At 73.3% G+C, this 24,488-nt stretch carries 18 protein-coding genes; 8 read left to right on the forward strand and 10 right to left on the reverse strand.

The genetic code is table 11. The annotated features are described in order from the left end of the window. Positions 1–22: 22 nt before the first annotated feature. Positions 23–778, forward strand: coding sequence for a GntR family transcriptional regulator (locus ACIQD7_RS02530; RefSeq protein ID WP_402438749.1), 756 nt, complete (start codon positions 23–25; stop codon positions 776–778). Positions 779–864: 86 nt separating this feature from the next. Beyond that, positions 865–1,953, forward strand: coding sequence for an adenosine deaminase (locus tag ACIQD7_RS02535; protein ID WP_402438751.1), 1,089 nt, complete (start codon positions 865–867; stop codon positions 1,951–1,953). 74 nt (positions 1,954–2,027) lie between these two features. Here the strand turns inward: ACIQD7_RS02535 and ACIQD7_RS02540 are convergent, their stop codons facing one another. The 7 genes from ACIQD7_RS02540 to ACIQD7_RS02570 all read right to left on the reverse strand — a co-directional run bounded on the left by ACIQD7_RS02540 (position 2,028) and on the right by ACIQD7_RS02570 (position 11,155). Then, complete coding sequence (locus tag ACIQD7_RS02540) at positions 2,028–2,894, reverse strand: D-alanyl-D-alanine carboxypeptidase family protein (RefSeq protein WP_121829089.1); 867 nt, start codon at positions 2,892–2,894, stop codon at positions 2,028–2,030. Between the two features lie 150 nt (positions 2,895–3,044). Continuing rightward, positions 3,045–3,785 carry a class I SAM-dependent methyltransferase gene (locus ACIQD7_RS02545; protein ID WP_402438753.1) on the reverse strand — a complete coding sequence of 247 codons (741 nt, stop codon included), beginning with the start codon at positions 3,783–3,785 and terminating at the stop codon, positions 3,045–3,047. Positions 3,786–3,932: 147 nt separating this feature from the next. Then, positions 3,933–5,729: a CocE/NonD family hydrolase gene (locus ACIQD7_RS02550; protein WP_402438755.1), complete on the reverse strand. Its 1,797-nt coding sequence runs from the start codon at positions 5,727–5,729 to the stop codon at positions 3,933–3,935. A 242-nt stretch (positions 5,730–5,971) separates the two neighbouring features. Continuing rightward, a complete protein-coding gene (locus ACIQD7_RS02555) occupies positions 5,972–6,931 on the reverse strand; it encodes an LD-carboxypeptidase (RefSeq protein WP_402438757.1) in 960 nt (319 codons plus the stop codon). Continuing rightward, positions 6,928–8,925, reverse strand: coding sequence for an LpqB family beta-propeller domain-containing protein (locus ACIQD7_RS02560; protein ID WP_402438759.1), 1,998 nt, complete (start codon positions 8,923–8,925; stop codon positions 6,928–6,930). Before ACIQD7_RS02560 ends, ACIQD7_RS02555 begins: the two co-directional genes overlap by 4 nt. A 69-nt stretch (positions 8,926–8,994) precedes the next feature. Next, entirely contained in the window at positions 8,995–10,329 is a 1,335-nt protein-coding gene (locus ACIQD7_RS02565) for a M20/M25/M40 family metallo-hydrolase (RefSeq protein WP_402438761.1), read from the reverse strand. Continuing rightward, entirely contained in the window at positions 10,322–11,155 is an 834-nt protein-coding gene (locus ACIQD7_RS02570) for a M55 family metallopeptidase (RefSeq protein ID WP_121829083.1), read from the reverse strand. The genes ACIQD7_RS02565 and ACIQD7_RS02570 overlap by 8 nt, the downstream gene beginning before the upstream one ends. A 215-nt stretch (positions 11,156–11,370) precedes the next feature. Here ACIQD7_RS02570 and ACIQD7_RS02575 point away from each other — a divergent pair, with 215 nt between their 5' ends. Beyond that, entirely contained in the window at positions 11,371–12,591 is a 1,221-nt protein-coding gene (locus tag ACIQD7_RS02575; RefSeq protein ID WP_402438763.1) for a hypothetical protein, read from the forward strand. A gap of 28 nt (positions 12,592–12,619) precedes the next feature. Here the strand turns inward: ACIQD7_RS02575 and ACIQD7_RS02580 are convergent, their stop codons facing one another. Both ACIQD7_RS02580 and ACIQD7_RS02585 read right to left on the reverse strand, forming a co-directional pair. Continuing rightward, positions 12,620–15,178 (reverse strand): MFS transporter, encoded by a 2,559-nt coding sequence (locus ACIQD7_RS02580; protein WP_402438765.1) that lies wholly within the window; start codon positions 15,176–15,178, stop codon positions 12,620–12,622. A gap of 280 nt (positions 15,179–15,458) precedes the next feature. Beyond that, positions 15,459–15,902, reverse strand: coding sequence for an SRPBCC family protein (locus ACIQD7_RS02585; protein ID WP_121829080.1), 444 nt, complete (start codon positions 15,900–15,902; stop codon positions 15,459–15,461). Positions 15,903–16,049: 147 nt separating this feature from the next. Here ACIQD7_RS02585 and ACIQD7_RS02590 point away from each other — a divergent pair, with 147 nt between their 5' ends. Continuing rightward, positions 16,050–17,090 carry an Rv2578c family radical SAM protein gene (locus ACIQD7_RS02590; RefSeq protein ID WP_161373374.1) on the forward strand — a complete coding sequence of 347 codons (1,041 nt, stop codon included), beginning with the start codon at positions 16,050–16,052 and terminating at the stop codon, positions 17,088–17,090. 234 nt (positions 17,091–17,324) lie between these two features. Further along, positions 17,325–18,953 carry an alpha/beta hydrolase gene (locus ACIQD7_RS02595; RefSeq protein ID WP_402438768.1) on the forward strand — a complete coding sequence of 543 codons (1,629 nt, stop codon included), beginning with the start codon at positions 17,325–17,327 and terminating at the stop codon, positions 18,951–18,953. Positions 18,954–19,021: 68 nt separating this feature from the next. On the opposite strand, the gene ACIQD7_RS02600 is transcribed toward ACIQD7_RS02595, so the two are convergent. Beyond that, complete coding sequence (locus tag ACIQD7_RS02600; RefSeq protein ID WP_202527984.1) at positions 19,022–19,660, reverse strand: HEAT repeat domain-containing protein; 639 nt, start codon at positions 19,658–19,660, stop codon at positions 19,022–19,024. Between the two features lie 328 nt (positions 19,661–19,988). Here ACIQD7_RS02600 and ACIQD7_RS02605 point away from each other — a divergent pair, with 328 nt between their 5' ends. The 3 genes from ACIQD7_RS02605 (at position 19,989) to ccrA (ending at position 24,478) form a co-directional block, all read left to right on the forward strand. Beyond that, positions 19,989–21,770: a 3-hydroxyacyl-CoA dehydrogenase family protein gene (locus ACIQD7_RS02605; RefSeq protein ID WP_402438771.1), complete on the forward strand. Its 1,782-nt coding sequence runs from the start codon at positions 19,989–19,991 to the stop codon at positions 21,768–21,770. A 115-nt stretch (positions 21,771–21,885) separates the two neighbouring features. Further along, entirely contained in the window at positions 21,886–22,731 is an 846-nt protein-coding gene (locus tag ACIQD7_RS02610; RefSeq protein ID WP_402438772.1) for a TetR family transcriptional regulator, read from the forward strand. Between the two features lie 409 nt (positions 22,732–23,140). Then, complete coding sequence (ccrA, locus tag ACIQD7_RS02615) at positions 23,141–24,478, forward strand: crotonyl-CoA carboxylase/reductase (protein WP_121829074.1); 1,338 nt, start codon at positions 23,141–23,143, stop codon at positions 24,476–24,478. Positions 24,479–24,488 lie beyond the last annotated feature (10 nt).

Here is a 24,488-nt window from a genome sequence, read left to right on the forward strand (position 1 = left end):
GACGACGAGAAGAGGAGGGGCCGTGGCGGTCAGCGGACAGCGGCGGCGGCCGGTCGTGGCGCTCTACGAGAGGATCGCGGACGCCGTCCACGACGGCACCTACCCGCCGGGCTCCACGCTCCCCTCCGAGCCGAAGCTCGCGGCCGAGCTGGGCGTGAGCCGGCCCGCCCTGCGCGAGGCGCTGCTGCTGCTCCAGGAGGACGGCGTCCTCACCGTGCGGCGCGGGGTCGGCCGGACCGTGAACGACCGGCCGCCCCGGCGCGGGTTCGAGCAGGTCCAGCCGCTGGAGGAGCTGATCGGCGGGGGCGCCCCGCTCCGCGTGCGGGCGCTCCTGCGGACGGTCGAGGAGCCGACCGACTTCACCGCCCAGCACCTGCTCGCCCCGGCCCGCGCCGAGCTGCGATTCTGGGAGTCCGTGCTGGTCGGGGAGGGTGCGGCGACGGCCCTGAGCCACGAGTGGGCGGCGGCCGACGCGCTCCTCGACCGGGTGCACCCCGAGTTCGCGCGGGCCCTGCGGGAGGCGGAAGCCGACGGGCGCCCCGCCGTCTCCATGCTCTCGGTCCTGGTCGGGGCCTCGCGCGAGACGGCCCTCGGCGCGCACAGCGGCATCACGGCGACGCTGCTCGGGCGGCGGCGCGGGGACCAGCTCGGGCGCCCGGCGGACACCCCGGCGGTCCTGGTCACCCAGGTCGTACGGGTCGGGGAGGTGCCGGTCCTGGCCGCCAAGCACATGCTGCCGACGGGGGCGCCCGCGCTGCCGGTGCTCCAGTCCCACTGAGCGCACCGGCCCGATACACGCCCCCGCCCGGCCCCTGTCGGGGGCGTCACAGCGCGCGCCCTCCCCGTGGCGTACACTTCCCCGCCATGCACTTGTCTGACAACCTCACCGCGCCCGCCGCCGCCCCCGTCTCCGACTGGATCCGGCGGGCCCCCAAGGCCGTCCTCCACGACCACCTCGACGGCGGGCTGCGCCCCGCGACCATCGTCGAGCTGGCGCGCGAGTGCGGTTACACCGCGCTGCCGACCGAGGACCCGGCCGAGCTGGCGGTCTGGTTCCGGGACGCCGCCGACTCCGGTTCGCTGGAGCGGTACCTGGAGACCTTCGCCCACACCTGCGCGGTGATGCAGACCCGCGAGGCGCTCACGCGCATCGCGGCCGAGTGCGCCGAGGACCTGGCGGCGGACGGCGTCGTCTACGCCGAGGTCCGCTACGCCCCCGAGCAGCACCTGGAGGGCGGCCTGACCCTCGACGAGGTCGTCGAGGCGGTCAACGAGGGCTTCCGCGAGGGCGAGCGCCGTTCCGGCGGCCGGATCACCGTCCGCACCCTGCTCACCGGGATGCGCCACACGGACCGCTCCCTGGAGATCGCGCGACTCACGGTCGCGCACCGGGACAACGGCGTGGCGGGCTTCGACATCGCGGGCGGCGAGATCGGCAACCCTCCGGCCCGTCACCTCCCCGCCTTCCAGCACCTGAAGCGGGAGAACTGCCACTTCACCATCCACGCGGGCGAGGCCGTCGGCGCGGAGTCGATCCACGAGGCCGTGCAGGTCTGCGGCACCGAGCGGATCGGCCACGGCGTGCGGATCACCGACGACATAGCCGAGGACGGCACGCTCGGCCGGCTCGCCTCGTACGTCCGGGACAACCGGATCGCCCTGGAGGTCTGCCCGACCTCCAACCTCCAGACGGGCGCGGCGAAGGACTACGCCACGCACCCGATCGACGAGCTGCGCCGGCTGGGCTTCCGGATCACGCTCAACACGGACAACCGGCTGGTCTCCGGCACCACCATGAGCGAGGAGTTCCAGCACATGGCGGACGCCTTCGGCTACGGTCCCGAGGTCTTCGAGGAGTTCACGGTCGCCGCCCTGGAGGCCGCGTTCCTGCCGCTGCCGGAGCGCCTGCGGCTGATCGACGAGGTCGTGCGCCCGGGGTACGCGGCGCTCTGAGGACCGCGGAGGGGCGGGTCCGCGCGGGATGCGCGGGCCCGCCCCTCCGGGTTTTTCCGGGGTCGCCCCCGGGGTTACTTCGCGAAGCCGTAGTCGAGCAGCTTCTTGACGTCCGCCGTGCGGTTCGCCTCGGAGGAAGAGGCGAGGACGGTGCCGATGACGGTCTTGCCGTTGCGGGTGGCCGCGAAGACGAGGCAGTACTTGGCCTGCGGGCCCGAGCCGGTCTTCACGCCGATCGCGCCGCTGTACGTGCCCAGGAGCTTGTTCGTGTTGGTCCACGACATGTACCGGTAGCCACCGGTCTTCGTGGTGACCTTCTGCTTCGTGGACTTGGTCGCGACGACGGTGCGGAACGTGGAGTTCTTCATCGCGCTGCTCGCGAGCTTCGTCAGGTCGCGCGGGGTCGAGTAGTTCTGGCCATTGCTTATTCCGTCGAACGAGTCGAAGCGGGTGTTCTTCATGCCCAGGTTCTTCGCCTCGGTGTTCATCTTGCCGATGAACGACTTGACCCGGGCCGCGCGCGTGGTGCCGGTGCCGAACTTGTCGGCGAGCGCGTAGGCCGCGTCGCACCCGGACGGCAGCATCAGGCCGTAGAGGAGCTGCCGGACGGTCACCTTGTCGCCGACGATGAGCCGGGCCGAGGAGGCGTTCTTCGCGACGATGTAGTCGCTGTAGGCCTTGTCGATCGTGACCTTGGCGTCGAGGTTGAGGCCCTTCTGGGCGAGCACCACCTTCGCGGTCATGATCTTCGTGGTGGATCCGGTCGACCGGCGGGTGTCCGCGGCCTTCCCGTACAGCGTCGCGCCCGTCCCGTTGTTCATGACGAAGCCGCCGGGGGCGGTGATCGTCGGGACGGCCGGCGCGGCGTGCGCCTGGCCGGCGAAGAGGCCGCCGGCCAGGACCGCCGAGGCCGTGAACGCGACCGTCACGGCACTGCGCACCCCGAGAGTGGGAGTCTTCAAAGTCTTCTGCCCTTGGATCGATGCCTTCCGGGCCCGCAACGGGCCCGGCGCACACAAGACGCACGAGGGGCCCCGAAGGATGTACGGGCAGAGGGGTGATGTTCCTCCTATTTCCGGAGCCGCCGGGGATCAGGCGCGGCAGCGCAGCATCGTCAGCGGCGGATTGGCGGCGAGGTCGTCCCAGAAGCCCTCGTCGTACGCGCGCAGCCCCTCGGGGGAGATCTCCAGGGGGACCCAGGTGACCTCGTGGAATCCGGCCGCCCGCAGGCTCTTCTCGTACACCTCGCGGCTGGGCGGGTTGGCCTCGAAGGAGATCGGCGGGTCGAGGAGGGCGGTGATCCGCACGCGCGGTCCGACCTCGGTCTCCTCGCCGAGCGAGGCGCACAGGAAGCCGTACTTGGCGAGCGACGGCCCGTCGAAGCGGAAGTCCGGGTTCTGCCCGAAGACGAAGAACTCGGCCCCGGGCACGAGGCTGCGGTGGACGGCGCGGCACATGCGCTCGACGGTGGCGACGCCGTCGGCGTAGTTGAACAGCTGGACCCCGACCGCGAGGTCGAAGGGCTCCTCGAAGGCGCGCAGTTCGGCGACGTCCCCGACCTCGTAGCGCACGCCCAGCGGGTCGCGGTCCTCCAGGGACCGGGCCGCGTCGACCATCGCCCCGGAGATGTCCACGCCGAGGACGTCGGACGCGCCGCGGCGCTTGAACTCCCTGCTGTAGAAGCCGGTCCCGGAGGCCAGGTCGAGGACCGTCTTCCCCCGGACGTCCCCGACGAGGCCGAGGACGCCGGGCACCTCTCCGTAGCGGGCGAGCGGGAGCGTCTTGAAGCCCTCGAACGCCTCGCCGATCCCGTCGTACAGCTGACCGCTCATCGTGCCGTTCCCCTCGTCGTGGCGTCGGCCTTCGGGCAGGCCGCGGCCCCTGGCGGGAAGTCTCTCCCCGGCCGTCCGGGGGGCCGTACTGGCGGAACCCACGAAGATGGAGCGGTCGTTTCGTGCTCCGATCCGCCGGACGGGCCGTCAGCCCACCCTTCCGCGCACCAGGGGCAGGGAGAGCGTTCCCGTCGACTCGGGGGCGCTGACGACGGTCACCGGTTTGACGCCCCGGTTGCCCGCGTACGCCGTGTCGCTCGCCGCGATCACGAACTCCAGCCGGTGGCCGGTCTCGTAGCGGTGGACGATGCCGGGCAGCTCGACCGTGAACGGGCGGGTGACGTCCGGCACCCGGACCGGTGCGACGAGCCGGTTGACCAGGGTCTTCGTGCCGTCGGGCGCGACGTCGTAGAGCTTGGCGAAGAGGACGAGCTTGTCGGCGGCGTCGCCGGAGTCCTGGACCCGCTCGGTCGCCGGGGAGACGACCTTCAGGGTGGCCTTCGGCGCGCCGACCAGGTCGACGGGGGCGGTGAGCGGGGCGCTGGTCCAGCCGAGGTGGGTGCCGGGGGTGTCGTACGGCCGGGGGTCGGGCAGTCCGATCGTCCCGGCGAGCGAGGACTCCGAATGGCTCGTCGGGATGAGCCAGTTGGTGTACGTGCGGGAGCCCCGGGCGACCTTCGCGCGGTCGTCGACGAGCTTGCCGTTCCCGGAGAGGTACAGCTCCTGGCTGAGCGCCGGGACCTCGTCGGCGGTGCCGTAGCCGTCCTCCGCGTCCCGGTACCAGGCGAAGGCGGGGCCGGTGTCCGCCGCCGCGTCCTTCCGCAGGTGGCGGTCGAACCAGGCGAGGATCCGCTGTCCGACGTAGCTGCCCTCCGGGTTCCCGAGGTCGAGTTCGCCCGGCCTCTGTCCTCCGCTGTGGCCCCAGGACTGCCAGATCATGCGGGTGTCGACGCCGCGCTCGCGGAGCCGGTCGTAGGTGGCCCGCGCCTCGTTGAGGTTGAACAGGGTGTCGGACTGCCCCTGGACGATCAGGGTGGGGGCGGTGACCCGGTCGAGGTAGGAGACCGGGGAGACGCTGCGGGCGTAGGCGAGCGTCTTCTCGGTCGCGGCGGCGGGGAGGCGGCCGGAGTTGAGGAGCCGTACGGTCTCGCAGGCGTCGGTGGTGAAGTGCAGGCAGCCGAGCGCGTTGATCCGGCTGGGGTCGAGGGAGGGGACGAGCAGCGGCTGTCCCTCGCCCATGAGGTAGAAGCCGTTCGCCCACTGCCATTTGAAGACGCCGGGGGTGGCGCGGTCGGCGGCGTTGGGGGCGAGCGAGTACGCCAGGTCGTGCCAGGTGATGAGCGGGACGAGGGCGTCGAGGCGCCGGTCGACGGAGGCGGTGGCGAGCTGCACGGCGCCGCCGTACGAACCGCCGATCATGCCCACGCGCGGGTCGTCCGCGCCGTCGCGGACGACGAAGTCGGCGCGGGTGCCGTCGTCGGCGGCCCGGGTGCCGGCGAGGAAGTCGACGAGCCGGGAGGCGGCCCGGCCGTCGGTCTCCGGGTCGTCCAGGGAGATCAGGCAGCCGGACTTGCCGAAGCCCAGGCCGGAGTAGACGAGGCCGACGTAGCCGCGCGCGGCGAAGGCCTTGCCGATGGCGTCGGTGGAGCCGTCGCTCTTGCTCCCGCCGAAGCCGTTGGTGGCGAGGACGGCGGGCGCGGGGTGGTCGGCGTCCACTCCGTCCGGCCGGTAGAGGTCGGCGTCGACCACACAGCTCCGGCCGCCCGCCCGGACGGTGAACTTGAGCGGGGTGACGGTGTACGAGCCGGACTCCCCGGCTCCGGCGGGCGCCGCGAAGGCAGGGGGTGCGAAGACGAGGGGTGCAAAGGCGAGGGGCGTGGCCAGCGCGGTCGCACCGGCCACGAGGGCGAGGAGTTTGCGGGACCGGGGCACGGCACGGGACACAGGGACCTCCACGCTGAGGACGACACCGGGCGGCCCACGGGCACGTACCGACTGGTCAGTACCAGGGCAGCGCGCCCATCGTGTGGCACGCCTCACAGGCCCGTCAACGCGCGCGTCAGAGGTGGTTGACGGAGATTCAGTGAAGGCGGACGGCCCGTGGAGGCGGGTGGCCCTTGGAGGCGCACGGTCCGTGGAAGCGGGTGGCCCGTGGAAGCGGGTGGCCTGTGGAGGGGCCGTGGTCCTCAGCGCAGGGCCGGTATGTCCAGGGTGAGCGTCCCCGCGTCCGCGTCGAGCACCGCCGGTACGCCGAGCGGCACGGTGAGCGCGGTCGTGCCGTGCCCGAAGCCCAGCTCCTCCACGACCGGCACCCCGAGACCGCCGAGCCGGTCGGCGAGCACCGCCCGGACCTCCTCGTACGGGCCGCACTCCGCCCAGGAGCCGAGCGCGACGCCCGCGACCCCGTCGAGCCAGCCGGAGCGGAGGAGTTGGGTGAGGATCCGGTCGAGGCGGTACGGCTCCTCGCCCACGTCCTCCAGGACCAGCAGCCCGCCGCGTGCCGAGGGCCGGGCGTGCGGGGTGCCGAGGTCGGCGGCGAGGAGGCTGACGCAGCCGCCGAGGGTCACGCCCCGGGCCCGGCCCGGCACCAGCGCCCGCGCCGTCTCCAGGCCCAGGGTCCGTACCGACTCGGGCGCGAACAGGGTGGCCCGCAGCGACTCGCGTGTGCGCGGGTCCGAGAGGAAGGTGCCCGCGGCGGTCATCGGCCCGTGCAGGGTGGCGAAGCCCGCGCGGACGGCGAAGGCCTCGTGCAGGGCGGTGACGTCGCTGTAGCCGACGAAGGCCTTGGGCCCGGCCGCCCGGACCGCCGCCCAGTCGACGAGGTCCACCATGCGCTGGGCCCCGAACCCGCCGCGCGCGCAGATCACGGCGGAGACCGAGGGGTCGCACCAGGCCTCGGTCAGGTCCCGGGCCCGCGCCCGGTCCGCGCCCGCCAGGTACCCGAGGCCGGGGTGGACGTCCAGGACGTGCGGGGCGACCACCGGCTCCAGGCCCCAGCCGCGCAGCACGTCGAGCCCCGCCCGCAGCCGCTCCCCGGCGACGGGCCCGCTGGGGGCGACGACGGCGACCCGCGCCCCGGCCCGGAGCCGGGCGGGCCGCTCCAGGGCGCCGACGGCGAGCGGCTCCCCCGCCCCGCGACCGGTCACGTGCGGTACTCCAGGGCGGGCACGTCCGTGCGGTCGACGCCGAACACCTTCACGTACAGGGACAGTTCGGCCTCCAGGGCGCGGACCAGGGTGTCGGCCCCCCGGAAGCCGTGGCCCTCCCCCGCGAAGGCGAGGTAGGCGTGCGGGACGCCCCGGCCGGCCGCGCGGGCGAGCAGGCGCTCGGCCTGCGCGGGCGGGCAGATGACGTCGTCGAGGCCCTGGAGCAGCAGGAACGGGGCCGTGATCCGGTCGACGTGCTCGACGGGCGCGCGCTCCTTGTACCGGCCGGGCACCCGGTCGAAGGGGCCGATCAGCCCGTCGAGGTAGCGAGACTCGAAGTCGTGGGTCTCGCCGGTGACCCAGCCCCGGGGATCGAGGACGGGGTAGAGGATCGTGCCGCAGGCGTACACGTCCGTGCCCGCGAGGGAGGCGGCGGCCGTCCAGCCGCCCGCGCTGCCGCCGCTCACGGCGAGCCGCGCCGGGTCGGCCGTGCCCTCGGCGGCGAGCGCCGTCGCGACGGCCGCGCAGTCCTCCACGTCGACCACGCCCCACTGCTCGCGCAGCCGCTCCCGGTACTCCCGGCCGTAGCCGGTCGAGCCGCCGTAGTCGACCTCGGCGACGCCGATGCCCCGTGAGGTGAAGTAGGCGATCTCCAGGTCGAGGCCGAGCGGGGCGCGCCCGGTGGGCCCGCCGTGGGCCCGGATCACGTACGGGGGCAGCTCCCCGTCGGGGCCGGTGAAGCCGGGGTGGCGGGGCGGGTACACCTGGGCGTGGATCTCCCGGCCGCCGGGCCCGGTGAAGGTGCGCGGGCGGGGTTCGGGGTAGTACGCGGGGTCGACGGCGTCGGTGTGGGCGGCGCCGACCACGCGGGCGCGGCCGGTGCGGGTGTCGAGCTCGACGAGTTCGTGGGAGTTGTACGGTCCGGCGGCGACGCCGACGACCCGGGTGCCGTGGACGGCGAGGGCCGGGGCCCACTCGGTCCAGGGGCCGACGGCGTCGACGAGCTCGCCGCGCTCGGGGTCGAGGATGCCGAGGGAGGTGGTGCCCGTGCCGTGGACGACGGCGACGAGCCCGTTCTCCAGGGGCGCGAACCAGGTGAGCCCGATCTTCCAGAGCGCGCCGCCGAACTCCTCGGGGCGGGGACAGAGCGCGACCGGTTCGGCCAGGGCGCCGTCGCCGTCGACGGCGGCCCGGTAGAGGTTCCACCAGCCGGTCCGGTCGCTGACGAGGAGCAGCCGGCCCGCAGCGTCCCAGTCGACCTGCGGGATCGACTCGGCCGGTCCGCCGGCGACGGTCCTGGCGTCCCGGAAGGTACCGTCGGGGGCGACCTCGGCGAGCAGGACCTCGGTGCCGTCCCACGGCATCCGGGGGTGGTCCCAGCCGATCCAGGCCGCCCGGGTGCCGTCCGGGGAGAGCCGGGGGCCGGTCACGAACCGGTGCCGTTCGCCGGTGAGTTCGCGCACGGCCGTGCGGTCCCCGGCGGCCGAGCCGTCGAGCGGCACGGCGACGGGCACCCGGCGCACGTCGGTCGGCGCGGGGCCGGTGAACTCCTCCAGGACGCACCACGCCTCGCCCCGGTCCGGGTGGACCACCGGGTCGGCCCAGCGCAGCCCGCCGCCGACCGGGGAGACGGGGGTGAGCGGCCGGGGCTCCGCGCCGGGACCGGCGTCGGGCTCGTACGCGTACAGCCGCTGGTCGGGGAAGTGGCAGAAGACCACGAGCGGTCCGCCGTCCGGGCGGTCGGCCGCCGCCCAGGGCCGTCCGCCGTACTCGACGACCCGGCTGCGGACGTTCCACGGGGCGGGCAGCGCGGTCTCCTCCGTGCCGTCGGCGCGCCGCCGCACCAGGGCCCGGCGGCCGCCCTCGGCGGGCCGTGGCGCGGTCCACCACAGCTCGTCGCCGACGGCGCCGGGATACTCGGGCCGTCCGTCGTGCGCGGCGGCGAGCGCCGCGTCGACGGGTGAGGGCCAGCTGCCGTAGGCGGCCGTGTCCATGGTCTCCGCTCCCCCTGTCACAGGTTCCGTTCCCCCTCGTGTCCTTCGTGTCCCGGACGTCCGGGCGCCCTAGGCGGTCTTCAGATAGTGGTCGAGCACGCGGACGCCGAAGTGGAGGGCGTCCACGGGGACCCGCTCGTCGACGCCGTGGAAGAGCGCCGCGTAGTCGAGGCCCGGGGGCAGCTTCAGCGGCGAGAAGCCGTAGCCGGTGATGCCGAGCCGGGAGAACTGCTTGGCGTCGGTGCCGCCGGACATGGTGAACGGCACGACGTGCCCGTCCGGGTCGAAGCGCTCGACGGCGGCCCGCAGCTTGGCGAAGGTCGGCGAGTCGACGGGGGCCTCCAGGGGCACCTCGCGGTGGTGGAACTCCCACTCCACGTCCGGCCCGGTGAGCCGGTCCATCGTCTTGGTGAACTCCTCCTCGCCGCCCGGCAGCATCCGCCCGTCCACGTACGCGACGGCGGTGCCCGGGATGACGTTGACCTTGTAGCCGGCGTCGAGCATCGTCGGGTTGGAGCTGTTGCGGACGGTCGGCGCGACGAGGGCGGCGGCGGGCCCGAGCTTGTCGAGGAGGAGGTCCGCGTCGAAGTCAGGGGCGTGGGTGTCGACCTCGATCCCGTACAGCGCGGCCAGCTCGGTGAGGGCGGCGCGGACGGTGGTGGTGAGCCGGACGGGCCAGGTGTGGGCGCCGATCCGGGCGACGGCGGCGGCGAGGCGGGTGACGGCGTTGGCCGTGTTCACCTTGGAGCCGTGGCCGGCGCGGCCGTGGGCGGTGAGCTTGAGCCAGGCGGTGCCCCGCTCCCCCGCCGCGATCGGGTAGAGGGTGGTGCCGGGCTCCGGGTGGAAGCTGAACGCCCCGGACTCGCTGATGCCCTCCGTACAGCCCTCGAAGAGCGCCGCGTGGCGGTCGGCGAGGAAGCCGGAGCCGTCGGCGGCGCTGTCCTCCTCGTCGGCGGTGTAGGCGAGGACGACGTCCCGGCGCGGCCGGACGCCCTGCCGGGCCCAGGAGCGGACGACGGCCAGGACCATCGCGTCCATGTTCTTCATGTCGACGGCGCCGCGCCCCCACACGAGGCCGTCGCGGACCTCGCCGGAGAAGGGGTGGACGCTCCACTCGGAGGGGTCGGCGGGCACCACGTCCAGGTGGCCGTGGACGAGGAGCGCGGGGGCCGTGGGGTCGGTGCCGGGGATGCGCGCCACGACGTTGGTGCGGCCGGTGGTCCGCTCCAGGAGGGTGGGCTCGATCCCGGCGGCGGCGAGCCGCTCGGCGACGTACTCGGCGGCGGGGCGCTCGCGGCAGTCGCCGCCGCCCCGGTTGGTGGTGTCGATGCGGATGAGCTCGGAGGTGAAGGTGACCACCTCGTCGAGCGCCGTCGCGTCCGGTTCCCGGACCTCCTCAGCCATACTGCTCCTCCACGGCGGCGGAGACGATGGTCGTGACCGCCTTGAACGTACGGATTGCCTCGTACATGGTCCCGCTCGTGTACGCGACGCGCCGCTCCCCGCTGCGCGCCACGCCGGGGACCACCGTGGCGGCGGCGCCCAGGTGCTCGGCGTCGAACTCGACCTCCACGGTGAAGGGGCCGCCCCGGACCGGTTCGTACCGCACGGCGAGCGCGGCGCCGGCCTTCGCCGCGGCCCGGATGTCGGCGGCGGTCCTGGCCGGGGGACGGCACACCGCCGCGTACCGCGAGACGTGGTCCTTGACGGCGACCTTGGGGGCCTCAGGGGCGTAGCCGAGGGCGTCCTCGCAGGTCAGGTCGTCGCCGGTGACGAGGACGACGGGGACGCCGTACTCCGCGACCACCTCCGCGTTGAGCAGGCCCTCGCTCGCCCGCTCGCCGTTGAGCCAGACCCCGGTGATGGAGTTGGCGAGGTAGGTGTGGGCGAGGACCCCCTCGGTGCCCGCGCCCGTGTGGTAGCCGACGAAGGCGATGCCGTCGACGTCGCCGTGCTGCACGCCCTCGACCATGGAGAGGGACTTGTGGCGGCCGGTGAGCATCTCGGCCCGCTCGTCCAGTCTCTCCAGGAGCAGGTTCCGCATGGTCCAGTGCGCCTCGTTGATCAGCACCTCGTCCGCGCCGCCGTCGAAGAAGCCGAGCACCGCCGCGTTCACGTCGGACGTGAACATCGAGCGGCACCGCTCCCACTGGGGCGTGCCGGGCAGCACGTCGGCGGGCCAGGTCACACCGGTCGCGCCCTCCATGTCGGCGCTGATGAGGATCTTCATGCCTGGCACCGTACGCGCCGCCCGGCACCCGTACCACCCCTGTGGAAAACCACCGTTGGAGTGGACCAATGGCACGGACCGGGCGGCGGTAGGGGTCGCCCGGCGGGTTCCGGTTGCCTCCTGCGCGCCGCACCGCTGAAACGGGTGAAACTTCACCAAGGGGTGTGTATAGGCTGTCGGCCGCAGTTCTCGTCCCCGACCCTCGGAGAGCCCCGGTGACCATCGCCTTCACCCCGTCCGAAACCACGCCCGCCGAGGCCGGGCCCGTCATGGCGGAGGAGCCCGAGTTCTGGGAGCCGTCGGCGCCGGAGCCCCGGGACGGGCAGGACGCCGAGGACAGGAAGGACGCCGAGGACGCACGGGACTCGCAGGACTCGCGGGGCGCCGAGAACCAGGAGGGGAAAGAGGAGGCGGACGAGGAGGAGGGCCAGGACCTCGGAGAGGTCGACCCCGTCGTCGTCCGCGACGCCCACGACTTCGGCGTCTACGCCCGTACCGGCGGCTGGGCCTTCGCGCTCAAGGTGGCGCGGAGCGTGCGGCCCGGCGGCCAGGCCGCCGAGGGCGACGCCCGGAGGAAGGTCTCCGCGAAGGCGTTCGCGGAGCTCGCGGGGTGCTCGCCCGAGCGGGTCATGCGCCACTACAAGGCCTGGGACATGGCCGCCGACGACGGTCTGGTCCCGCAGTTCGAGGTCCTGGTCCCCGGCGAGAATGTCGACCTGCCCGACGCGGACGTCTGGATCTCGTACTACTCCTCCCGCAACAGCGCGGCCTCGGTGCGCGGGCAGGCGATCAGCGCGGCGGCCGAGGCCGAGGGCATCCGGCCGACGAAGGCCCTGGAGGTCGCGGAGAACCCCACCGCGCTGCGGGCGGCGATCCTCGCCGACCCCGGGACGGCGGAGGCGGCGCGCGGCGCGCTGCTCGACCGGATGAAGGAGGACCCGGTCCTCCAGACGGAGATGGCCCGCGCGATCGCCCGCACCGGCGACCTGAAGAAGGCGGTGGCGAGCGAGGCGAAGGCGGCCGACCGCATCGGGTACGTCCGGCAGATCGCGGAGAAGGGCCAGTTCAAGACGCCCGCCGGTCAGACCGTGGAGGCGCCGCCCGAGCTGCGGGCCGAGGCCGAGCGGCACCTGTCGCTGCTCGACGAGCTGGACGACTCGGAGGAGGCCGGCGAGTGGGCCGGCGAGGCCTACGACGCGGTCAAGGGCCTGGCGGCCAAGGCCATCGAGGAGGATCCGGCGCTGCGGGTCCAGGAGCGGCGGACGAAGTTCTACAACAGCCTGCAGAAGGCGACGAAGGTCTTCGAGGAGCTGACCCTGGACGAGGTCCTGGAGGAGGAGATCTTCGAGGACGACATGCTCCAGCGCCTGGAGGCCCTCCAGGAGGCGATCGGCTCCTGCATCAGCACGCTGCGCAGGGCGTCGACCGCCTCCTGACCCTCCGGGAAGGGGCCTCAGCCCTGCCTCAGTCCTGGTGGCCGAGCTGGAGGTCGCGCTCGGTGCGGCCCCCGCCGGCCACCTGGAGGACGGTCGCGACGGGCGGGTACCCGGCGGCGATGACCGTGTACTCGCCGGAGGACAGGTCGATGAAGCGGAAGGTGCCGTCGGGCCCGGTGGTGAGGGTGTCGACGACGTTCCCGGCCGCGTCGAGCAGGGTGACCCGGGCGTCCTCCACCGTGCGCCCGCCGCCGGCCCGCACCGTCCCGCGCAGCACGGCCCCGCCGGCCAGCTCGATGTCCTGGCGGGTCTCGCGGGAGGCCTGGACGCTGACCGGGAGCGCGGCGGGCCGGAAGGCGGGGGCGCTGGCGGCGAGCGTGTACTCGCCCGCGACCAGTTCGGTGATGACGTACCCGCCCTCGCGTCCGCTGCGGGTGGAGGCGACGACCTCGCCGCGCACGTCGGTGAGGGTGACGGCCGCGTCCCGCACGGGCGTGCCGTCGGCGGTGACGACGCTGCCCGCGAGCCGCCCGGCGCCGCCGAGGACGACGTCGAGCTCCACCGGACGGTCCCCGACGGTCACGGAGACGGCCTGCGGCTGGTGTCCGCCGGCCGCGGCGATCAGGACGTAGGCGCCGCCGCCGGGCACGCTCAGCGCGTACCGGCCGTCCTCGCCGCTCGCGCCGCGCCCGATCTGCCGCCCCTGGACGTCGATGAGGGTGAGGGCGGCCCGGGGGACCCGGCTGCCGTCGTGGTGCTGGACAGTGCCGCAGACCGGGAGTCCGGAGTGCGGCGGGGCGGCGGCCGGAGCGGGCTCGGGGGCGGCGTGCCGGGCGTGCGGGACCGCCCGGGTGACGGGGTCGGCGGCCTCGGTGGTGGGGGTGGGGTGGGACACCAGCGGTTTCTCCTTGAGGAAGAAGGCGAGGACGAGGCCGAGCACGAGGACCGGCACGAGGTAGAGGAAGATGCGCGGCATCGCGTCCGCGTACGCCTGGACGTACGCGTCGCGCAGGGCGGGCGGCAGGGTGTGCACCGTCTGCGGGGTGATCGACTCGGCCGGCGGGAGCGCGGCGGGGCCGCCCTGGGGCAGGACGCCGGCGAGCCGGTCGCCGAGGGCGTCGTCGAGCCGGGAGGCGAAGAGGGTGCCGAAGATCGCGGCGCCGACGCTGCCGCCGATCTGGCGGAAGTAGTTGTGGGCGCTGGTGGCGGTGCCGAGGTCGGCGGGGCGCACGGAGTTCTGGACGGCGAGCACGAGGACCGGCATGACCAGGCCGATGCCGGTGCCGAGGACGGCCTGCCAGAGGCTGTGGTGGAGGCGCGGGGTGTCGGCGTCCATGTGGGAGAGCAGCCACATGCCGAGGACGGCGAGGGCGCCGCCGGCCACCGGGTACGCCTTGTAGCGGCCGGTGCGGCTGATGAACTGGCCCGAGACGACGGAGGCGACGACGATGCCGCCCATGAGGGGCAGCATCAGGAGGCCGGACTCGGTGGCAGTGGCGCCCTCGACCATCTGGAGGAAGCTGGGGAGGTAGCTGGCGGCGCCGAAGAGCGCGATGCCGACGACCGCGCCGACGAGGGCGGTGACGGTGAAGACGGAGTCGCGGAAGAGCCGGAGCGGGATGAGGGGCTCGGGCGCGAAGTGCTCGACGACCAGGAAGAGCAGGGTGGTTCCGGCGGCTCCGCAGGCGAGGGCGAGGACGACCCGGGAGTCCCAGGCGTACTCGGTGCCGCCCCAGCTGGTGAGCAGGACCAGGCAGGTGGAGGCGGCGGCGAGGAGCAGGGCGCCGAGGACGTCGAAGCGCGCGCGTGCGGCGGGCTTGGGGAGCTTGAGGACGGTGGCGACGACGGCGAGGGTGACGAGCCCGAAGGGCACGTTGAAGTAGAAGCACCAGCGCCAGGAGACGTGGTCGGTGAAGAAGCCGCCGAGCAGCGGTCCGGCGACGGAGGCGAGGCCGAAGGCGGCGCCGATCATGCCCATGTACCGGCCGCGTTCCCGGGGCGGGACGATGTCGGCGATGATCGCCTGGACGCCGATCATGAGGCCGCCCGCGCCGATGCCCTGGATCGCGCGGAAGGCGATGAGCTGGTCCATCGTCCGGGACCAGCCGGCGAGGCCGGAGCCGATGACGAAGACGACGATGGCGAAGAGGAAGACGCCCTTGCGGCCGAGGAGGTCGCCGAGCTTCCCGTAGATCGGGAGGCCGATGGTGGAGGTCAGCAGGTAGGCGGTGATCGCCCAGGACATCCGGTCCAGGCCCTGGAGTTCGCCGACGATCTTCGGCAGGGCGGTGGCGACGATCATCTGCTCCAGGGCGGCGAGGAGCAGGGCGAGCATGAGGCCGCAGAAGACGAGCCGGACGCGACGGGGGTCGAGGTCGGCCGCGCCGGGTCCGGACGCGGGCGCGGTACCGGCGGACGGGACGGGCGGCTCCGCGCCCCCGGCCCCGGCGACACCCTTGGCACCGCCGACGTCCTCGGCACCGCCGGCGTCCTCGGCGCCGCCGACGCCTCCCGCACCACCGGCGCCGTCGACACCCCCGGCGCCCGCGGCGTCTTCGGTGTTCTTCACCACGGTGACCGCACCCACGTGTCTGCTCCCCTCGTCACGGCGTCTGCGCCGCGCCATTCTTCGCATTGGGCGCGAAGAGGGAGCAAGTCGGGCGGTACGGGAGGTCAGTGGGGTCCCGGGCGGCGAACGGCCCCGGGAGGCGGCGCACTTGGGTCGCTCATCAGCGCGTTTACGAGAGGGCCCGCGCCCCCGGCGCGCGCGGGCGCGGTCACGGGAGGCGCGGGCGATCCACTCGAACCGGTGAACGCTCCGGACGTCGCTCCTCGGGTTCCGGGCGTTACCGCTCGGGCTCCGGGTCCTACTTCTCGACCTCGGCCGCGAGCTTGGCGAGGACGAGGTCGTAGATGCGGCCGAGCCCCTTGGGCGCGAAGGTCTTCTCGAAGAAGCCGCCGATGCCCCCGGCGCCGTTCCAGACGGTGGTGACGACGGCGCGGGACTTCCCCTCGCCCGCGGGGGTGACGGTCCAGGTGGTGACCATGGAGGAGTTGCGGTCCTTCTCGACGAGCTGCCCGTCGGTGGGCTCGCTCACCTCCAGGAGGCAGTCGCGGACGCGCTTGCTGGTGGCCTGGAGCTTCCAGTGGACGAGGGTGCCCTCGCCGTCGCCGCCCTCGCGCACCTCGTACTCGCTGAAGTGCTCGGGGAGCAGCTTCGCGCGCGTGCCGCTGTAGTCGGCGAGGGCGTCGAACACCGTCTCGGCGTCCGCGGCGATGATCCGTTCCGTCGTGGCCTCGACCTGCGCCATTGACTTCCTCCAGCTCGTGGTTGCTCGGGGTTGCGGGCCAAGCGAACCACGTGGGCTCCGGCGCGCGAAATCCGGGTTGCGGCGATCAAGGGAACAAGTGTTCTATTCTGAGCGAACGGCCGGATCCGAGCGATCGAGGAGGCGTCCATGCGCTGGGACAACCTGGGTGAAAATCCCGCGAATCCCCCGGCTCCCGCCGACCTCTCCCTGTTCGGTGCGGACGCGGTCACCACCCGGACGTTCGACACCCCCGAGTTCCGGGGCGTCACCTTCCACGAGGTGCGGGCCCGCTCGATCCTGAACCGGGTCCCCGGCGCCTCCCGGATGCCGTTCGAATGGACGGTCAATCCCTACCGGGGTTGCACGCACGCGTGCGTGTACTGCTTCGCCCGCAAGTCCCACGCCTACCTCGACCTCGACACCGGCCTCGGCTTCGACTCCCAGATCGTCGTCAAGGTCAACGCCCCCGAACTGCTCGCCCGCCAGCTCGCCTCCGCCCGCTGGCAGGGCGCGCACATCGCCGTGGGCACCAACGTCGACTGCTACCAGAGGGCGGAGGGGCGGTACGGACTGATGCCGGGCATCCTCACCGCCCTGCGCGACCGCGCCAACCCCTTCTCGATCCTCACCAAGGGCACCCTGATCCTGCGCGACCTGGAGCTGCTCGCCCAGGCGGCCCGGGTCACCGAGGTCGGCGTCTCCGTCTCCGTCGGCTTCACCGACCGGGAGCTGTGGCGCACGATCGAGCCCGGCACCCCCTCCCCGCAGAGCCGCCTCGACGTCGTCCGCGCGCTCGTCGGGAACGGCATCGACTGCGGGGTCCTGATGGCCCCCGTGGTGCCCTTCCTGGGCGACCGGCCGGAGCAGCTGCGCGCGACGGTCCGCGCGATCGCCGAGGCCGGGGCGAGTTCGGTCACCCCGCTCGTCCTGCACCTGCGGCCGGGCGCCCGCGAGTGGTTCGCGGAGTGGCTGGGGCGCCACCACCCGGGCCTGGTGCGGCGGTACGAGCGGATGTACGCGGACGGGGCCTACGCTCCGACCTGGTACCAGCGCCGGATCACCCGTCAGGTGCACGAACTGGCGGCCGAGTTCGGCATGGGCCCGGCGGGCCGGGGCGGAACGCGCCGGACCGCCGCTCCGGAGGAGCCGGGCGCGACGACCGTCCCGGAGCAGCTCACCTTCCTCTGAACCTCTGAACCGTCGAAGCCACCGAAGCCCCCGAAGCCGCCGAAGCGTCCGGAGCGCGGGAAGCCCCGAAGCTCCGAAGCCCCTGAATCCCCAGCACCACTGACACCCTGAAGCCCCCGACGGCCGGGCGGATCATCGGACCGGCCCGTCTGACACGCCGTCCGATCCCCTCCTTTCGGGTCAACTCCGGGCGGAACGGGTCCCGCCGGGGCCCGTTCGAGGCACAAAGGCCCTATGACCCCACGCGCAGGAATGCTGATCGCCGCTGGAGCGCTGGTGGCCGGGACGGTCGCCGCGCTGCCCGCCGCGCCCGCGGACGCCGTCGAACCGGCCCCCCGCCCGCTCCCCCGGCTCGCCTGGACCGACTGCGCCACCAAGGCGTACCCGAAGCTCCAGTGCGCCACCCTGGAGGTGCCGCTCGACCACGACGACCTGGCCGGACGGAAGGTGACGCTCGCCCTGACCCGGGTCCAGCACACCGCCGAGACCTTCCAGGGTCCGCTGCTCGTGAATCCGGGCGGGCCCGGCGGCAGCGGACGCGGCATGGCGGGGTACGTGGCGGCCGCGCTGCCCGCGGAGGTGGCCGCCCAGTACGACGTGATCGGCTTCGACCCGCGCGGGGTCGGGAAGAGCGAGCCCGCGCTCGACTGCCGGCCCGGCCACTTCGCCCCGGTGCGCCCCGACTCGGTGCCGCGCGGGTCGCGGGCCGAGCGGACCGGGGTCGACCGGGCGCGGGCCTTCGCGGAGGCCTGCGGCGAGAAGTACGCGGACGTGCTGCCGTACATCGACACCGTGAGCGCGGCCAAGGACCTGGACCTGATCCGGGAGGCGCTCGGCGCGCCGAAGCTCAACTACCTCGGCTACTCGTACGGCACCTATCTGGGCGCCGTGTACGCGCGCCTGCACCCGGACCGGGTGCGGCGGATGGCGCTCGACTCCGTCGTCGATCCGCACGGGGTCTGGTACGAGAGCAACATCGGGCAGAACTTCGCCTTCGACGCGCGGCACAAGGACTTCATGGCGTGGGTGGCCCGCTACGACGCCACGTACCGGCTGGGCGGCGATCCGGCGGCGGTCGAGGCCGCCTGGTACCGGATGCGCGACGCGGTGCGCGCGGAGCCGGCCGGCGGGAAGGTCGGGCCGGGCGAGCTGGAGGACGCCTTCCTGCCCGGCGGGTACTACGACGGCTACTGGCCCAAGCTGGCGAGCGCCTTCTCCTCGTTCGTCAACGACGGGGACTCCGGGCCGCTGGTTGAGGCGTACGAGCGGTACGGGGAGGCCGACGCGGCCGGTGACAACGGCTACTCGGTCTACGCGAGCGTGCAGTGCCGGGACGCGGCCTGGCCGCGCGACTGGAACGTCTGGCGCAAGGACGCCTGGGAGACGCACGCCAAGGCGCCGTTCTCGTCCTGGAACAACACCTGGTACAACGCACCGTGCGCGTTCTGGCCGGTGGAGTCGCTGACCCCGCCGGACGTCTCCAACGACCAGGTGCCGCCGGTCCTCGTCCTCCAGGCGACGGACGACGCGGCGACGCCGTACGAGGGCGGGGTGGCCCTGCACCGGCTGCTGCGCGGCTCCCGTCTGGTCGTGGAGGAGGGCGGCGGCAACCACGGCGTGACGCTGGCCGGGAACGACTGCCTCGACGACCACCTGGCCTCCTACCTGGCCACGGGCGAGGTCCCGCGCGGCGAGGAGGGCGCCGAGGCGGACGCGGTGTGCGCCGCGCTCCCGGAGCCGGAGCCGGATCCCGTCGTCACGACCGGGTCGACGGAACCGGAGAGGAGCGGCGCGCGCGTGGGCACCGCGCGGACCGAACCGGCCGGCACCACCCTGCACGGGCTCCTCGGCCACGTGCGCTGAGGGGTTCCGTACGGCGGAAGCGTTCCCCGTACGACTGAGGGGTTCCCTGCGCGCGAACGCCCCTCCCCTCAGGGGCGGTCGGCTGCGCGCTCCGGGCCGAGCAGGTCCAGGGAGCGCGCGGCCGCCGCGCCGAGGCGGGGGTGGGGCAGGGCGGACTCCAGGGCGGGGCGGGCCCGGGGGTCGCCGAGGGTGCCGAGGCCCTCGACGCAGGCGAGGCCGACCCGCCAGTGCGGGTCGGCGGCCGGGAGGCGCCGTTCGAGGACGGTGATCAGGGCCGGTACGGACTCGGGGGCGCGCAGTTCGGCGAGCAGCCGGACCGGCAGCAGGGCGTAGGCGGCCCGGAGTTCGTTGGTGGCGAGGGCGGCGGCCGCGCGGGCGGTGCGGGGGTCGCCGAGCCGGGCCAGGGCGTGGGCGGCGGTGACGCAGCGCTCGGGGTCGCGGTGGTTGAGGAACAGGACGAGGGCCTCGAAGGCGCGCGGGTCGCCGGCGACGCCGAGCGCGTAGGCGGCGACCTCGCGGGCCCAGAGCGGCTGTCCGGGCGCGGTGAGGACGCGGTGCAGTTCCTCGGGGTCGGCGGGCAGTTCCCCGGGGTCACCGGTTTCCGCGAGCCGACCGAATGGAGCCGGGACTTCTCCGGTGTCATTCCCGATCTCGTCGCGCAATCGATCGATCATCGAGCAGAATTCCGGATCCTCGGCGTATTCCATGAAACCGAGCCTATCCGCGATCCAGATCACATTTTCTCGACTTCCCGGGACTGGCGCGCTCGTTACCCGCCGGTTAATCTCAGGTGAGCGGGTCAACCCCCGCTTCTCACAACGGCCTGGTGACGCAGCCGTGGTGAGCGCACGTCGGTTCGGCAGTTTCGACGCGGCTCCGGGACAGAGCCCGTCACCCCTCTTCCACCGGGCGCCGCCCTTTTCCACGGGCCCCTTCCCGTGTGTTTCCCGCGGTTCTCCTCGCGCCCGCGCAATTCAGCGGCACCACCCGCACGCACCGCCCTCAGTCGTCACTCTTCCTCTCTGGAGTCCCCTGATGGACACCCCTCTCTCCACCATCGCCGTCGTCGGTCTCGGCACCATGGGCGCGGGTATCGCCGACGTCCTCGCCCGGGCCGGCCGCGAGGTCATCGGCATCGACGTCAGCGACACCGCCGCCGCCCGGGCCGTCGCCGCCCTGGAGGCCTCCACCGCCCGCGCCGTGGCCCGCGAGCGGATCACCGAGGAGGAGCGCCAGGACGTGCTGGCCCGCTTCCGCACCTTCTCCGACCTCCAGGCGGCCGCCGCGGCCGACCTCGTGATCGAGGTCGTGCCGGAGTCGTACGAGGCGAAGCACGAGGTCTTCCGGGCCCTGGACGGCATCGTCCGGCCCGACGCGATCCTGGCGACCGGCACCAACGCGCTCTCCGTCACCCGGCTCGCGGCCGACTCGGCGCACCCCGAGCGGGTGCTCGGCCTGCACTTCTTCACTCCGGTCCAGGCCATGAAGCTGGTCGAGGTGGTCTCCTCGGTGCTGACCGACCCGCGGGCCGTCGACGCCGTCACCCGGCTCGCCCAGGACCTCGGCAAGGAGCCGGTGGCGGTCGGGGACCGGGCCGGTTTCATCGCGGACGGGCTGCTCTTCGGCTACCTCAACCAGGCCGCCGCCATGTACGAGGCCAAGTACGCCTCCCGCGAGGACATCGACGCGGCGATGAGGCTGGGCTGCGGCCTGCCGATGGGCCCGCTCGCGCTGCTCGACCTGATCGGCGTGGACACGGCCCGCACGGTCCTGGAGGCCATGTACGCCTCCTCGCACGACCGGCTGCACGCCCCGGCCCCGATCCTCAAGCAGCTCAGCGAGGCGGGCCTGACCGGCCGCAAGGCGGGCCGCGGCTTCTACACGTACGCGGCGCCGGGCTCCGACGAGGTGGTGCGCGACGCGCTGACCCCGCTGACCTCGGCGGAGAGCGCCGGCGGGCGCGAGGTCCGCTCGGTCGGCGTCGCCGGCTCGGGCACCATGGCCTCGGGCATCGCGGAGGTCTTCGCCAAGGCCGGGTACGAGGTCGTGCTCGCCGCCCGCTCCCAGGAGAAGGCGGACGCCGCCAAGGCCCGGATCGCCACGTCCCTGGAGCGTTCGGTTTCCAAGGGCAGGATGACGGCCGAGGCCCGCGACACCGTGCTCGCCCTGATCGCCCCGGCCGGCACGCTCGACGCCTTCGCCGAGGTCGACCTGGCGGTCGAGGCGGTCGCGGAGGACCTGGAGGTCAAGCAGGACCTGTTCGCGCGGCTCGACAAGATCTGCAAGCCGGGCGCCGTGCTCGCCACCACGACCTCCTCGCTGCCGGTCGTGGCCTGTGCGCGGGCCACCACCCGCCCGCAGGACGTCATCGGGATGCACTTCTTCAACCCGGCGCCCGCGATGAAGCTGGTGGAGATCGTCCGCACGGTCCTGACCGGCGACGACGTCCACGCCACCGTCCGCGAGGTCACCGCGAAGATCCGCAAGCACCCGGTGGACTGCGGCGACCGGGCCGGCTTCATCGTGAACGCGCTGCTCTTCCCGTACCTGAACAACGCGATCAAGATGGTCCAGGAGCACTACGCGACCCTGGACGACATCGACGCCGCCATGAAGCTGGGCGGCGGCTACCCGATGGGCCCGTTCGAGCTGCTCGACGTGGTCGGCCTGGACGTCTCGCTCGCGATCGAGCAGGTCCTGCACCGCGAGTTCCGCGACCCCGGCCTCGCCCCGGCCCCGCTCCTGGAGCACCTGGTGGCGGCCGGCTGCCTGGGCCGCAAGACGGGTCGCGGCTTCCGCGAATATGCCCGACGCTGAGCCCCGCACCCCCGGTTGGGGCGGGCTCCTGAGCCCCTCGGGCACCCCCGGTGCCCCGGCGGGCTCCCCGCCCCCACCTGGGCACACTCCTCCCCCGATGCAGTACGTTCGGACCATGCCCAAGGCCGCGAAGTCACCCCGTGCCACCTCCCCGTCCGACGCTCCGGAGAGCGCGGCGGGCACCCGTGCCGCCGCACAGCGGCTCAAGATGCGCCGGGAGCTCGCCACCGCCGCGATGGAGCTCTTCGCGACCAAGGGGTACGAGGCCACCACGGTGGACGAGATCGCGGCCGCGGCCGGGGTCGCGCGGCGGACCTTCTTCCGGCACTTCCGGTCCAAGGAAGAGGCGATCTTCCCCGACCACGACGACACCCTGGTGCGGGCGGAGGCGGTGCTGAACGCCGCGCCGCCGCACGAGCACCCGCTCGACACGGTATGCCGGGGCATCAAGGAGGTCATGAAGATGTACGCGGGGTCCCCCGCGGTCTCCGTGGAGCGCTACCGGCTCACCCGCGAGGTGCCGACCCTGCGGGAGCGGGAGATCGCCTCGGTGGCCCGCTACGAGCGCCTCTTCACCCGGTACCTCCTCGGACACTTCGACGAGCGCGACCACCACGACGGCAACGACGACCCGCTGCTCGCCGAGGTGGCCGCCTCGGCGGTCGTCACCGCCCACAACCACGTGCTACGCCGCTGGCTGCGGGCGGGCGGGCGGGGCGACGTGGAGGCCCAGCTCGACCACGCCTTCGCGATCGTCCGGGAGACCTTTGGGACGGGCATAGGCGCGGGCCGGCCGGCCCCGTCCGCGGCCTCCGCCGCCACGGCCCCGGAGGCGCGGGAGGAGACCGCCCCCGCCGTCCGGGCCTCCACCACCGGTGACGTGGTGGTCGCGGTGGCGCGCACGGACGCGCCGCTCGACGAGGTCATGCGGACCATCCAGAAGGCGCTCGGCACCGCCTGAGCCGCTTCTCACGACGAGGGCCGTTCCCGGATTCCGGGGACGGCCCTCGTCGTGTTTGCCCAGCTCGGAGCCCGTTTGCGGGCATGATTCGATCGATCATCGCTCATGTGTGACCGCCGGATTGCATCTGAGTGAAATTGTTGGCACCGAGTGCCTTGTCAGGTGACACGGCGTGCCATACGTTGATGTTGTCCGGGCGGCCGGCGCGCAGAGACCAACCTCGTGCGCCGGCTGTCCCCACGAGCCGACGGCTCGTGTGCCCGGACGCCTGCGTCACAGGCAACCCCGCGCCCGACCGGCGCCGCGCCACCGCACGACCCAGCCGAACCGACGGCACACCTCCACAGCAGCACTCACCGCCGTAACCCTCAGGCGTCCTCCCCCGGACGCTCACCGCCGGAGGCAACCCGTGAAGGAAATCCTGGACGCGATCCAGTCCCCGGACTCCACGTCCGCCGACTTCGCGAACATCAAGCTCCCCGAGTCGTACCGCGCCGTCACCGTCCATAAGGACGAGGCGGAGATGTTCACCGGACTCGCCAGCCGCGACAAGGACCCGCGCAAGTCGCTCCACCTGGACAACGTCCCGCTGCCCGAGCTCGGCCCGGGCGAGGCGCTCGTCGCCGTCATGGCCTCCTCGGTCAACTACAACTCGGTGTGGACCTCGATCTTCGAGCCGGTGTCGACCTTCGGCTTCCTGGAGCGCTACGGCCGTCTCTCCGAGCTGACCAAGCGCCACGACCTGCCGTACCACGTCATCGGCTCCGACCTCGCGGGCGTCGTCCTGCGCACCGGCCCGGGCGTCAACTCCTGGAAGCCGGGCGACGAGGTCGTCGCGCACTGCCTCTCGGTCGAGCTGGAGTCCTCGGACGGCCACAACGACACGATGCTCGACCCCGAGCAGCGCATCTGGGGCTTCGAGACCAACTTCGGCGGCCTGGCGGAGATCGCCCTCGTCAAGTCCAACCAGCTGATGCCGAAGCCGGACCACCTGAGCTGGGAGGAGGCGGCGGCCCCGGGCCTCGTCAACTCCACCGCGTACCGCCAGCTGGTCTCCCGCAACGGCGCCGGCATGAAGCAGGGCGACAACGTCCTGATCTGGGGTGCCAGTGGCGGCCTCGGCTCGTACGCCACCCAGTTCGCCCTGGCCGGCGGCGCCAACCCGATCTGCGTCGTCTCCTCCCCCGAGAAGGCCGACATCTGCCGGTCCATGGGCGCCGAGGCGGTCATCGACCGCAACGCCGAGGGCTACAAGTTCTGGAAGGACGAGCACACCCAGGACCCGAAGGAGTGGAAGCGCTTCGGCAAGCGCATCCGCGAGCTCACCGGCGGCGAGGACATCGACATCGTCTTCGAGCACCCGGGCCGCGAGACCTTCGGCGCCTCCGTGTACGTCACCCGCAAGGGCGGCACCATCACCACCTGCGCCTCGACCTCCGGCTACATGCACCAGTACGACAACCGCTACCTGTGGATGTCGCTCAAGCGGATCATCGGCTCGCACTTCGCGAACTACCGCGAGGCGTGGGAGGCCAACCGCCTGATCGCCAAGGGCAAGATCCACCCGACCCTGTCGAAGGTCTACTCCCTGGAGGAGACCGGCCAGGCCGCCTACGACGTCCACCGCAACCTCCACCAGGGCAAGGTCGGCGTCCTCGCCCTCTCGCCCGAGGAGGGCCTGGGCGTGCGCGACCCGGAGCTGCGGGCCCAGCACATCGACGCCATCAACCGCTTCCGCAACATCTGAGCCCGGGACC

Source organism: Streptomyces sp. NPDC093071, assembly GCF_044754545.1.
Classification (GTDB): Bacteria; Actinomycetota; Actinomycetes; order Streptomycetales; family Streptomycetaceae; genus Streptomyces.